Annotated in this window: 7 protein-coding genes; 3 read left to right on the plus strand and 4 right to left on the minus strand. The window is 35.8% G+C overall.

What is annotated here, in order from left to right; genetic code table 11:
• Positions 1–74: 74 nt before the first annotated feature.
• Complete coding sequence (locus tag ACWGOQ_RS01415) at positions 75–332, minus strand: hypothetical protein (protein WP_452056765.1); 258 nt, start codon at positions 330–332, stop codon at positions 75–77.
• Positions 333–527: 195 nt separating this feature from the next.
• Between ACWGOQ_RS01415 and ACWGOQ_RS01420 the strand changes: the two genes are divergently transcribed.
• Entirely contained in the window at positions 528–2,477 is a 1,950-nt protein-coding gene (locus ACWGOQ_RS01420; RefSeq protein ID WP_452056766.1) for an alpha-amylase family glycosyl hydrolase, read from the plus strand.
• 276 nt (positions 2,478–2,753) lie between these two features.
• Here the strand turns inward: ACWGOQ_RS01420 and ACWGOQ_RS01425 are convergent, their stop codons facing one another.
• Both ACWGOQ_RS01425 and aspS read right to left on the minus strand, forming a co-directional pair.
• Positions 2,754–4,538 carry a chloride channel protein gene (locus ACWGOQ_RS01425; protein WP_452056767.1) on the minus strand — a complete coding sequence of 595 codons (1,785 nt, stop codon included), beginning with the start codon at positions 4,536–4,538 and terminating at the stop codon, positions 2,754–2,756.
• A 67-nt stretch (positions 4,539–4,605) separates the two neighbouring features.
• A complete protein-coding gene (gene aspS, locus ACWGOQ_RS01430; RefSeq protein WP_452056768.1) occupies positions 4,606–6,354 on the minus strand; it encodes an aspartate--tRNA ligase in 1,749 nt (582 codons plus the stop codon).
• A 245-nt stretch (positions 6,355–6,599) separates the two neighbouring features.
• Between aspS and ACWGOQ_RS01435 the strand changes: the two genes are divergently transcribed.
• Together ACWGOQ_RS01435 and ACWGOQ_RS01440 are read left to right on the plus strand one after the other, a co-directional pair.
• Positions 6,600–9,530, plus strand: a complete 2,931-nt coding sequence (locus ACWGOQ_RS01435) for a SusC/RagA family TonB-linked outer membrane protein (protein WP_452056769.1) — start codon at positions 6,600–6,602, stop codon at positions 9,528–9,530.
• Between the two features lie 10 nt (positions 9,531–9,540).
• Complete coding sequence (locus ACWGOQ_RS01440; RefSeq protein ID WP_452056770.1) at positions 9,541–10,878, plus strand: RagB/SusD family nutrient uptake outer membrane protein; 1,338 nt, start codon at positions 9,541–9,543, stop codon at positions 10,876–10,878.
• An 84-nt stretch (positions 10,879–10,962) separates the two neighbouring features.
• Here ACWGOQ_RS01440 and ACWGOQ_RS01445 read toward each other — a convergent pair whose 3' ends face one another.
• Complete coding sequence (locus ACWGOQ_RS01445; RefSeq protein WP_452056771.1) at positions 10,963–14,466, minus strand: efflux RND transporter permease subunit; 3,504 nt, start codon at positions 14,464–14,466, stop codon at positions 10,963–10,965.
• Between the last annotated feature and the right edge of the window lie 2 nt (positions 14,467–14,468).

Here is a 14,468-nt window from a genome sequence, read left to right on the forward strand (position 1 = left end):
ATAATAATATTAGATATAAAGGTAACTTTTAATACAATAAAATTTGTTATCTAAATGTAAATATTTGCATAATTTTAGTTTTTGTCAGTTTTTTCCTCGTTGTTAAAATCTCTCATTTTTTTAATGTTTTCTTCGGTCAACATATAATCTTTTACTTTTTTGTTTTTCCATCGATGATAGATAAACAATGGCATAAGGACAAAAGAAGCAGTTAATATCCCAATACCAACCCATTTGTCTCCGATAGCGTGGTCACCAGAATTCTTGTGGTAGTAACCAAAGGCAACAAGAAGGATAACGGCAAGAAATAAGATTCTAATAAGGTATTTCATGATATGAGATGTTTTGACAGGTTATCAAAATAATTTATTAACAATCAAAGGTTTTCGTAAAAACCAGATTTAATAGATCGCTAAAACTAACGTTTCTCTTATACAATAGAAAAACAAACGCTGCATTACTGTTCAAATCTAAACTAATTAAACATTTTATACATACCAAACACAAACTAAAATTATAAACTCATAATGAAAAAGAGCTTACTTTTACTGACTATAATTACGCTTTGCCTATCAAAGCGGAGCTATACACAAGCTGACAGAAACTTACCATTTGTCTGGGAAAATGCCACAGTATATTTTGTGCTTACAGATCGTTTTGAGAATGGAGACCCTTCTAACGATCTTGCATATGGTAGGCCACAAGATGGTCCGCCTCTAAGAAATTTTGAAGGAGGGGATTTGCTGGGGTTAATCAATAAAATTGAAGAAGGATATTTTGATGACTTGGGAATAAATGCCCTTTGGATAACACCACCCATAGAAAATATTTATGGAGCTGTTCCAGGAGCAGGATATGGTTTTCACGGCTATTGGGCTAAAGATTGGACGAATATAGATCGTAATATAGGTACCAATACCCTTTTTGGAACTTTTGTGGATACTGCCCACGAGCACGGTATTAGAGTATTGTTAGATGTAGTACTGAATCACGTTGGGCCGGATACCAGTACAGACCAAAATCAATCTTGGCCAGACGAGTGGGTACGAAGAGATCCAAATTGTAATTTTCAAGGACCTGATGGTACGATACCTTGTGAACTAGTTGATAATCTGCCGGATATTAGAACGGATTCTAATGAGAATGTAAGTCTACCCGATTGGCTATTAGATAAATGGAGTCAGGAAGGAAGAAGAGATCAGCAAGAGAACGAGCTGGACAACTTTTTTTCGCGAACAGGGAAACTAAGATCTCCAAGAAATTATATCGTAAAGTGGTTAACAGACTATGTAAGGAAATATGGTGTTGATGGTTTTAGAGTGGATACCGTAAAACATGTGGAGGAATCTGTATGGAAAGAGTTAGAAGCAGAAGGAATTATTGCCTTAAAAGAATGGAAAACTAATCATCCTGATAAAAAACTAGACGATCTGGACTTTTGGATGACTGGTGAAGTTTTTAATTATAATGCCCCTACAATGGGAAGAAATTTCACGGGAGATGGTTTTAATGTGGATTATTACGATAATGGATTTGCAAACTTAATCAATTTTGAATTTAGATTTAATGCAGAGCAAGGCTTAGAAAGTATTTTTAGCAGCTATGATAATCTGTTACAAAATCAATTGGGAGAAGGCAAAAGCGCCATGAATTTTTTAACAAATCACGATACCGAGGAAGTATTTGATAGAAACCGACAAAAAACTTTTGAAGCCGGAACTAAATTATTACTTACTCCAGGGCCAGCACAAATTTATTATGGTGATGAGACTGCCAGAACATTAACTCCGGGTGGTGGAGCTACGGGAGATGCTACCCTAAGATCCACTATGAATTTTGATGAATTAAATAATCCAAACTCTATAGCATCACAGACATTAGCACACTATCAGAAAATAGGTAAATTTAGAAGAGAACATGTTTCGGTAGGGGCAGGAAAACACTCAAAATTGCTGGACACTCCCTATACATTTAAACGCGAATACAACAAAAATGGTTTTGAAGATGAAACGCTTGTATATACAGGTAATGATAATAATTTTACAGGAGCTTTGGATGTATTCGAACTTTGGCCGGATGGTACAGAACTTCAGGATTACTTTTCGGGAACATTGGCAACAGTGTCAAATGGAACAATTACGTTTGGAACAACCTTTGGATTGGTATTAATAGGAGAACCAACTTCGCGGATTTTAAGTGTAGATGAAGTAAGTGTCCAAGGTTCTGGTTTTGTAAAAGCGTGGCCTAATCCTTTTACAAATTCTTTAGAAGTTTCATTTCCTGTTGCAGATTTTAAACCACAAGATGCTCAAGTAGAAATGTATACTATATTAGGAGAAAAAGTTTTGAGTAATAAGCAGATAACAATTCGGGAGAATTCAATGAATATAGAAGCTTCTAATCTTGCCAAAGGAATGTATTTAATGAGAATATCTGTTAAGAATAGAATTCAGGTGGTTCAATTGATTAAAAAATAGCATTCAATTTTTTTAAGTGTTGAAAAGCCTGTTGAAATGGATTTTTAGCAGGTTTTTTTAGTACAGCATGTGTTTAACCCGCATTATGCATTAGAAAATCTATTACATCTGTGAGCCACTTCAAATACTGATGTTTCACTTTTTTTTATTTCACCGTAGCACCGCTACGGTGAAATCAAGAAAAAGCCACTATTTACTGAGTATCAAAGCTTCTTTGCGAAGTTTCAATGCATAATCCGGTTTTAAAAGTATCACAATAGAATAAAGTAAACCAATTTATCTGGTGAAGTTAATCAGTTTTCGACGGTAAGCAGTTAATAACTTTGACTTAGAAATAAAACCAAAGTACTTTCCATCTTTGATAATGGGTAGGTTCCAGGCGCCTGTGTCCTGAAACTTACGCATGGCTGTCTTCGCATTATCCTCTTCATAAATGATAACTGTTTTTACTTGTGTCATAAGCATCTCTACGGTATTCTTATGGTACAAAGAAATATCGAACATAATATCTCTTATGTCATCTAGAAATACGATACCTATTAGAACATTTGACTCGTCTACAACAGGGAAGAAGTTTCTGTTAGATTTTGCAACTGCCTCGCTTAAAAGATGTTTCAAAGTGTTTTGAGGATTGACTGAAATGAAATTAGTTTCGATACAATCATCTAATTTCATAAGAGTGAGTACGGTTTGATCTTTATCATGGGTAAGCAGCAATCCCTGCTCTGCCAGTTCTCTTGTATAAATATTATGTTCAATCCTATTTTTTGAAATAATAAATGATATCGCAGTGGTTATCATTAATGGAACGAATAATTCGTAACTGGAGGTGATTTCTGCAATAAGAAATATAGAAGTTAAAGGAGCATGTAATACTCCTGCGATGAGTCCAGCCATGCCTAATAACGTAAAATTAGCTTCAGATACCTGAAACCCCATTCCTAGATTATTTATAATCTTAGAAACGACATTACCCATTGCACTACCCATCACCATGGTTGGAATGATAATACCACCTGATCCTCCAGCTGCAAAAGTTGCTGTCATTGCAATTGCCTTAAATATAGTAATGCCAGTCAGCAATGCTATTACCATCCAAATATTGCTGGTCATATCGTCAAAAGGAGTGTTACCAATAGCGGCAAGATGATTTCCGTTAAGAAGCTCATTAATAAATCCCAATCCTTCACCATAAAGAGGAGGAATAAAGTATAGCATGACCCCAATAGCAAAGCCACCGATTAGTAATCGGTGAATTTTTTTAGGAAAACGATCGAAAAAATGTAGAATACCAAAATACATTTTGGTAAAATAAATAGAAGCAATGGCGGTACCTACTCCAAGCATAACATAAAAAGGGGTATCATATATATCGAATTTTTCTATAACATCAAATCGAAATAGTACCTCATCACCAAGAAAAAAATAGGAGGTGATAATTGAAGAAACTGATGCAAAGAGTAATGGTAGTAAAGATGTTAATGTGAGATCCAAACTAAATACTTCGACAGCAAAAACTAAACCAGCCAATGGAGATTTAAAAACTGCCGAAATAGCTCCCGCAGCTGCACAACCAATTAGCAAAAACCGGGTTTTACTATCTAACTTAAAGAGGGTACTGATATTAGAGCTTAACGTCGAGCCAGAACCTACAGCCGGACCTAGTAATCCAACAGAACCACCAAATCCAACAGTAATCGGAGCCAGAAGAATTGGTAAATAACCGCTCAACGGTTTTATTTTTCCATCTTTTTTAGAAAGAGAATATAAAATTAGGGGAATAGCGGATTTCACATTCTGTTTAATAACAAATTTCGTAATAACATATACAATAAGAAGTCCAATTACTGGAATAACAAAATAAAATGAAGTTTGCCAAGATATGATATCACTTTCGAGTACCACTTGGATTAAGTGGGTAATATTTTTAAGCAAAAGAGATATAAGACCAGCACAAAATCCGACAAGAATACTAAGGATAAGAACAAAATTTTTAGTAGAAATATGACGATATCGCCAAATCAAAAACCTATGGAGTAGTGTCTTTTTTTTAGTTGGCATATATCGGTTAGTCTTGGTTTAGATTAAAGGTAACAAAAAATCCCGCTTTTTGGCGGGATCTTATAGTTTATAAATCTAATTGAATATGTAATTCTTTTAGTTGTTCCCGATCAATGTTCGCAGGTGCATCAATCATGACATCCCGACCACTGTTATTTTTTGGGAAGGCAATAAAATCTCTAATGGTTTCCTGACCTCCCAGTATAGCAACTAATCTGTCAAACCCAAATGCAATACCTCCGTGTGGCGGTGCACCGTATTGAAAAGCATCTAATAAGAAACCAAATTGTGCCTTGGCTTCTTCTGGCGTAAATCCTAAGTGATCAAACATCAATGCCTGGGTTTCCTTATCATGAATTCGAATAGATCCGCCACCAATTTCATTTCCGTTTAACACTAAGTCATAAGCATTGGCTCTTACATCACCCGGTTTAGAATCCAGTAGCGAAATGTCTTCTGATTTGGGTGAAGTAAATGGGTGGTGCATAGCGTGATAACGTTCTGTATCTTCATCCCATTCTAATAACGGGAAATCCACTACCCATAAGGGAGCAAACTCTTCGGGGTTTCTTAATCCCAATCGCTCAGCTAATTCCATCCTCAAAGCACTTAACTGCCCTCTAACTTTATTGGCTTGACCTGATAGTACACAAATAAGGTCTCCGGCCTTGGCACCTGTAGTTTCTGCCCATTTTGAGAGATCTTCTTGGTCGTAAAACTTGTCTACAGAGGATTTAAAACTTCCGTCTTCATTACATTTTACGTACACCATACCTAATGCTCCGACTTGTGGACGTTTTACCCAATCAATCAGCTTGTCAATTTCCTTTCTGGTGTAAGAAGCTCCTCCAGGAACAGCAATAGCAACTACCAACTCAGCATCATTAAAAACTTTAAAATCTTTATGTTGCGCAACGTTATTGAGTTCCCCAAATTTCATCCCAAAACGAATATCCGGTTTGTCATTTCCATAGGTACGCATAGCTTCATCATAGGTCATTCTTGGGAAATCACTAATTTCCTGACCTTTTATATCTTTTATTAAATGACGGGTGAGACCTTCAAATATGTCTAATATATCTTCCTGCTCCACAAAAGCCATTTCACAGTCAATCTGAGTAAACTCTGGTTGTCTGTCTGCTCTAAGGTCTTCATCTCTAAAGCATTTAACTATTTGAAAATATTTATCCATGCCACCAACCATTAGCAACTGCTTAAAAGTCTGAGGAGATTGGGGCAGCGCATAGAATTGTCCTTCATTCATACGAGAAGGTACCACAAAATCTCGTGCTCCTTCAGGTGTTGATTTAATAAGGTATGGTGTTTCTACCTCTATAAACCCTTCTTCTGATAGATAATTACGAACTTTCATCGCTACCTGATGGCGAAATAGCAAGCTGTTTTTTACGGGATTACGTCTAATATCGAGGTATCTGTATTTCATTCTGATGTCATCTCCGCCGTCTGTTTCATCTTCAATCGTAAATGGAGGAACCTGCGCTTTATTAAGAATTTGTAGCTCTTTTACTAAAACTTCCACATCGCCAGTAAGCATTTTTGGATTTTTGGACTCTCGTTCTATAACAGTACCTTTAACCTGTATCACAAATTCACGCCCCAGTGTTTTAGCATTTTCTACAACTACAGTAGGTGTACGTTCTTCATCAAAAATTAGTTGGGTGATGCCATATCGATCCCGAAGATCCACCCATATCATAAAACCTTTATCACGTGTTTTTTGCACCCATCCAGATAGGGTAACTTCTTTATTAATGTCTGAGGTGCGTAATTCACCACAAGAATGACTTCTGTACATAACTAGTTATTAAGGCTGCAAAAATAAGAAGTTTAATGTTAAAAATCTTGAGTTTATGTGAAAATGAAGTTTAGCATTGGGAAAGTATGAGTAAACACATGCGTTGTGTTTTATCCATACTTTTTTTACGGTTTTAACGTTTATTTATTTAATAATCAAATACTTATTAACTAACATATGTTAGCTTTAACTTTTTTTTATAAGAATGTTTTAATAGATTTAGCCAAACTTATAAACAAATCATTATGAAAAAACAAACACAAATTAGCAAGGGGCTTTTGCTATTCTTGTTTTTCTTTCCTGTCATGCTTTTTGCACAGGAAACCATTACCGGAAAAGTAGTCATTGAAAGTACCGGAGAAGGAGCGCCATTCGTCAATGTTGTAGAGAATGGTACGAATAACGGTACGGCCAGTGATATCGATGGTAATTTTAGTATTACGGTAGGTTCATTGCCTGCCCGATTAAGAGTATTTGCTCTTGGTTTTTCGGATAAAATGGTCGATGTTTCTCAAGCAGGAGCAATTACAATTGAAATTAGTGAATCTACAGAGTCATTAGAAGAGGTAGTTGTAACTGGATTAGGTTCTTCCATAAAAAGAGCGAACCTTGCTAATGCAGTTTCTACAGTGTCTTCTGAAGAATTGGTGGGTAACACAAGTCAAACCACAGTAGATGGAGCCTTATATGGTAAGGTAACTGGTGTGAATATAACTTCTTCTTCGGGTGCTCCAGGAGGAGGTTTCGCATTAAGATTAAGAGGTATATCGTCTATTAATGGTAATAACCAACCATTAATCATAGTAGATGGTGTATATGTTAATAACGTAGAAATTCCATCGGGATTACGCTTTGCATCTGGAGGAAATAGGGGAAATGAAGAAAATGCTGGAAATAGGTTAGCAGATTTGGATCCAAATGATATAGAAAATATAGAGATTTTAAAAGGTTCTTCTGCGGCTGCCATTTATGGGCAACGTGGTAATGCAGGGGTAGTAATTATAACAACTAAAAGAGGTAGAGGCGGCAAAACACAAATCAGTTTCAGTCAAGATACTGGTATTAATGTCATACAAAATAAACTAGGGCTTAGACCTTGGACTGCACAGTCAGTTGAAGACACATTTGATGCTGCCGAGAGACAAAGATTTGAAGACGCAATAGCCGCAGGAGGTTTAATCGATTATGAAGATGTGATCTATGGAGAAACAGGTTTCATAACAGATACAAGATTGAATGCAACTGGTGGAAATGAAAAAACCAAATTCTATGTAGGAGGTTCCTATCGTGATGAAGAAGGAATAATTAAAAATACAGGATTTGATAGGTTTTCTTTGAGAGCAAATATTGATCACAAGATTTCTGAAGTATTTGATTTTACATCAACAACAAACTATGTTCGAAGTAATTCGAGTAGAAGTTTTACAGGTAATGAAAATGAAGGAGGATTAAGTTATGGGTATACATTAGCATTTACCAGACCTTGGTATAATTTATTTCCTGATGCCAATGGAAATTATCCTAATAACCCAAATTATCCAGGAAATCCAATTTTCGTTAGAGATCAAGCAAAGAATGAAGATACTAACAACAGAATAATTCAAGGTTTTAAATTAAATACTAAACTATTCACGAATACAACAAATAGAGTTCGGTTTCTTATCAACGGAGGGATAGATTACTTGGCAAATGAAACATATGTTTTTGTTCCAAAAGAGCATCAAGCACAGATTGGAGGTCAAGAAGGCTTTATTTCTCAAGGGAAGAATAATTTCACTCAAATTAACGCTCAAGCAATAGCAATATGGGATCATGATATGTTAGGCGATGATCTTGATTTGACGACACAGGTTGGTATTACTTTCTTGGATCAAGAGGCAAATCTAGTCAACAGTAGAGGTTCTAACTTGTCTGTTGGTCAAACTAACGTAGATCAATCTGTAAATCAGGTTATAGATCAGTTTATTTCCCAAGAGCAAGATTTTGGTTATTTTGGTCAAATTGAAGGTAACTATAAGAACCAATTTATTGCAACACTAGGGTATCGTTTGGATAAATCTTCAAGGAATGGTGATCCGAATAAATTTTATGGGTTTCCAAAAGCATCTTTAGCGATTAATGTAGCAAACTTCAATTTTTGGAGTTTGGAAGCGATGAATCAATTAAAGCTTAGAGCTGCTTATGGTGAAACTGGTAATCCTGCAGGTTTTGGAGCTACTTTTACAAGTCTAGGTTCTTCTAATATTGGAGGAAATGGAGGAGCCTCTGTAGCAGGTTTAAATGGAGATCCGGATGTAGAACCTGAAACAGCAAGCGAATTTGAAGTAGGTTTTGATGTTGGATTTTTAGATAGTAGATTTTCTCTTGAAGCAACTTATTATAATAAAAACGTCGAAGATCTAATATTATCAAGGTCTTTACCAGCATCGTCGGGTTTTACAACAGAGACAACTAATCTGGCCGACCTGAAGAATGAAGGTGTAGAATTAGCACTGAGAGCAGATGTTTTGAATATGGATAATTTTTATTGGAATACTGGAATTCAATTTTATCTAAATCGATCTGAAGTAACTCGGTTAGATGTTCCTGCTTTTGCACAACCTGGAGCTGGTTTTGGAACGGGATTAGGTACATTTTTTATTGAAGAAGGCAAGCCTGTTACACAATTAGTAGGTAATATTGATGGAACTTTGACACAAGTTGGTAATGTAGAGCCTGATTTTCAAATGGCTTTCAACAATCAACTTACATTATTTAAACAATGGGATGTGTCATTTTTATTACAGTGGAAAGAAGGAGGAGATAACTTAAACTTATCCAGATTTCTTACTGATTTAGGAGGTACTACTCCTGATTTAGAGACTCCAGAGGGTCAGGCACGTTTAGCTACCCCGGCTAATGCAGCCCGTTTCGTAGAACCTGCTGGATATGTAAGATTAAGAGAAGCAGCTATTTATTATCGTTTCCCTTCGGGAAACCTTGAGTCTTTATTTGGAGATACGGTTAGTGATATTAAAATTGGTGTGTCAGGTAGAAACATATTTACTATTACAGATTATAGTAGTTATGATCCAGAAGTTTCTGTAAATGGTGGAGCAGGGTTATCTAGTGGTATAGAGGTAACACCATTTCCTAGTTCTCAACAGTTTTACTTGCATTTAAATGTTAATTTTTAATAAAATGAAAATGGAAAATATATTTAGAGTAGCAGTTAGAAATACAATAGTTGTATTCTTACTAGCTTTTATAACGACTTCTTGTTCTATAGATGAGGTCGTTGATCCTAATGGGCCCAGTATAGGAGGAGTACTTACAAATGCATCCGTAGCCCAATTAAATGAACTAGCAGTAGGAGTAGAGTCTACGACTAGAAATGGTTTAGGGATTGAAACTACTGCAAGTGGTACGATGGCTAGGGAATTGTATTTGTTTGATGCGGATCCAAGAAATACCGGAGACCTACTAGGAAAAGAAGGAATAACCCTTGATAATAATTCTTTTTATAGTACAGCTCAGTGGAACGGAAGTTATAGATGCATAAAAAATGCTAATATTTTGATTGAAGCGGTAAGTAATACAAATTCGGTTACAGATCAAGAAAGGAATGGCTATTTAGGATATGCAAAAACAATGATTTCTTATGAATTACTCCAGATTTTGAAATCTTACGGGAGAGCTAGAGTTGATGTTGCTGATCCAAACAATTTAGGACCAGTTCTTGAGATAGGAGAAGTGCTAACATTTGTTAGAGGTTTATTGAATGAAGCCAGTACAGATTTAGCAAATGCAGGAACATCATTTGCTTTTCCTTTAAGTGGTGGTTTCGATGGTTTTAACACCCCTTCCACTTTTACTCAATTTAATAGGGCTATATTTTCTATTGCGGCAGTGTACGATGGAGATGGTGTAGCTGCATTGACGGCATTAAACGCCTCCTATTTTAGTTTAACGGGAGACCTTAATTTAGGTCCAAAACATGTTTTTGGTTTAGGTGGAGGAGATATCGCAAATCCAGTATTTAGAGTACCTTCTATTTCTGCTTCAGAACCAAATAATGGAGATCAGATTATTGTACATAACAGTTGGATAAATGAGGCTGAGGCTGGGGATACAAGAGTAACGACTAAAACAGCAGTAAGACCTGATCCAAGTACTCAGGATGGATTATCTGGTACTCATGAGACTAGATTATATGCTTCTAATGTTTCGGATATTGATATCATAAGAAATGAGGAACTAATTTTGGTATATGCAGAAGCGAGTATCTTAGCGAACAATCTAGATGATGCAGAGGATGCGTTAAATGTAATTCGTAACTCCGCTAGTTTACCAAATTATGGAGGACTTTTAAACGCCGCGGATTTAACATCCGAGATGTTAACTCAAAGAAGATATTCTTTATGGTCAGAAAATCATAGAATGTTTGACCTTAGAAGATATGGATTGTCAAATACACTACCAATTGATAGAGCAGGAGATCAAATTTTTAATGTTTTACCAATACCATTATCAGAGAATCTTTAATTTAAATAAAATTTAGTTTTAAAAACGCCGCAATTTTGCGGCGTTTTTTTGTTTATGTAATGTTGTATAATTAGATTAAAATACCTAAGCGGTTGCAGTAGTTACAGGAGTTTCAGTGGTTGCGATTTTTTTACTGCTAAATCGCACTTTCACCTTATGCACAATAAAAAATAAACAGGGCACAATAATTAAGGTTAAGAATGTGGCAATAATCAACCCATAAATTACCGCCCAGGCTAATGGTCCCCAGAAAATTACATTATCTCCTCCTATATAAATTTTAGGATCGAACTCAGTAAATAATGAAAAGAAATCTACATTAAACCCTACTGCCAGCGGAATCAACCCAAGTACTGTTGTTATTGCAGTTAGTATTACGGGTCTCAAACGTGCTCGACCACCTTGTACGACTAGTTTTCTAACTTCATCATTGGGTAATAATTCATCCTCTTCAAGATCAAACTCTACAGCTTTACGGTCAATGAGCAATTGCGTATAATCTAGTAAAACCACTCCGTTGTTTACTACAATTCCTGCCAGTGAGATAATCCCCATCATAGTCATCATAATTACGAATGGTGCTCCAGTGATTAAGATACCACCAAAAACTCCTATAAAACTTAAAAATATAGCGATCATAATGATCGTTGGTTTAGAGATAGAACTAAATTGAAAAATCAGCAATAGCATAATTAATCCTAACCCAGAGAAAAATGCGCCCATTAAAAAAGACATTTGTTTATTCTGTTCTTCAATTTGCCCGGTATAATCTATCTTCACACCTCTTGGCAATTTTTCAAAACTTGCCATTTCCGTTTGTATTTGAGATACGATGGCTCCAGCATCCGTATATCCCGGTTGTAATCCAGAATAGACAGTAACTACTCTTTTGGTGTCTTTGTGCTTGACAGCACTAAAAGAAGAAGTGTTCTTTTTTGATGCAACCGCAGCAACAGGAATTTCTTTCAGTTTTCCTGTGGCTTGATCTCTAAAGGTGATATTCTGGTTAAACAGTGCACTGGTATTGTATCGATTATCTTCATTAAAACGAACATAAATATCATAATCTTCACCATCGTTTTTGTATACCCCAGCTTTCTCTCCAAATATAGAACGTCTCAATTGATTACCTACCTGTCCAGCAGCTACGCCCAGTTCACCAGCTTTTTCTCTATCTACTACAACTTGCATTGCAGGTTTCCCTTTATTCACATCAATTTTTAATTCCTCTATCCCTGGAATATTTTTTTCACTAATAAAGTTTCGCATTTTCTCTGCTATGGTAATCAATTCATCATAGTCAGAACCTTCTATTTCTATATTAATAGGATAGCCAGCAGGTGGTCCTACAGCATCTTTTTCTACTGAAATCGCAACACCTGGATAAATCCCTTTAAGAGCATCCTGTACTTTTTGTCTGAGTACTTCAGAGTCTTTTCCTTTTCGAAATTTATATTCTCTCATCGCAGCAATAATTTTAGCCCGATGTGGCATTTCTGCACTACTACCTCCATCTGTTTGAGGGTTACCAGCTCCTTCACCTACTTGAGAAACTGCTGCTTCTACCAAGTAATTATAATCTTCACCTTCGATATATTCTTCATCATTGAGTACAGCATAAACCCGGTTTTCAATTTCTTTAGTAATTGTATTGGTTTTCTTAATATCTGTTCCTTGTGGATATTCGATGTATACGATAATTTGATTGGGTTTATTATCAGGAAAAAATTCAATTTTAGTACGTTGACTCCCTACAGATGCACCAAACGCCCCGAATACTATAAACAAAAGAAGAAACGTACCAATTACAAAACCGTACGATCTCCAGCCTTTTAATGCAAAGTTTAAAAAGCGTTGATAGCTATTTTCTAACCAAGTTAAAATTCTTCTTTGAAAGAAATTAGCAGCATTTTTAAGGACAAAGCGATATATCCAAAACATAATAGCGGTAAATATCATTAGTGTACCTAAACCTCTCACGGGACCACCAAAAATCAATATAAAAATTCCAAATCCACCAAGAATAATACTTAATCTGATCAATTGTTTTATGGTTAAGACTTTTTCACCAATTTCCATAAATCTCGAGACTAGCATAGAATTAATAAAAATGGCTACGAATAACGACGAGCCCAGTACGACAGATAATGTAATTGGAAAATATATCATAAACTGTCCCATTACTCCGGGCCATAATCCCAGCGGAACAAAGGCTGCTACCGTTGTGGCGGTAGAAATAATAATAGGAAACGCAATTTCACCAATTCCTTTTTTAGCAGCTTCGATACGCGACATTCCTTCTTCTTCCATCAGGCGGAATACATTTTCAACAACCACAATTCCATTGTCAACAAGCATCCCTAACCCCATGATTAATGCGAAGAGGATCATGGTATTCATCGTATACCCTAATAAGGATAAAATCATAAATGACATGAACATCGACATAGGAATTGCAAACCCCACAAACAAGGCATTTCTAAATCCTAAAAAGAACATCAATACTCCAACAACCAGGATGATACCAAAAATGATATTATTTACAAGGTCATCTACCTGATTAATTGTTTTAGTAGATTGATCATTGGCAATGCTTATATTTAAATCTGTTGGAAATATATTTTCTATAGCATCCTCTACAATTTTGTTGATCTGTTCTGCGGCTTCTACCATGTTTTCTCCAGAACGTTTTTTGACTTCTAACATTACTACGTTATCACCAAATTCTCTGGCAAAGGTGGTTTTGTCTTCCTCTTTAAAAGTGACTTTAGCGATATCTCTTAAGTACACGGCGCCATTTTGAGATTTTACAACAAAATCATTCAATTGAGATGGTTGATCAATTTCTCCAAGAATTCTTATGGTTCTGCGTTGTCCACTGCTGATCATATTTCCGGCAGACATAGTGACATTACCATTTCTAATAGTGTTTATCACATCATCGAAACTCACTTTTGCTGCCATCATTTTATAGATATCCACAGCTACTTCTACTTCTTTTTCTTGTGCTCCTCTAATATCCACTTTTTTGATTTCTAAAAGATCTTCAATCTCATCTTCTAGATACTCACCATATTCCTTTAATTTATCTACTGGATAATCTCCTGTAATATTGATATTCATGATTGGAGTTTCTTCAGAGATGGATAGATCAAAAACATTTGGTTCTACCTTGGCACCATTAAATGTGGGCCAGTCTTCATTTGCCGTTTCAGAGTCTACTTCATCTTTTACTTTCTGCTTAGCTTCCGGCACACTTAGATCTTCATCAAATTCTACAGTTATGATACCATAATCTTCTTGAGAAGTAGATGTAATTTCCACAACATTACTAACATTTTTTAGTTTATCCTCTAGCGGATCAACAATTAAACGTTCTATATCTTCTGCAGTGTTACCAGGATAAGGAACACTGATATATATTTTAGTTTCATTGATCTCAGGAAAATTCTCTCTGGGCATCGAAAAGTATGCTGATAAACCTAAGACCAAAAAGATACCTATCATCACGTAGATCGTCGTTGGATTATCTATTGCCCAAGAGGATAGAATAAACTCTTTATCTACATTTTTCTTCTTCTTTTCCATAC

This window comes from Aquimarina ulvae (assembly GCF_053613295.3).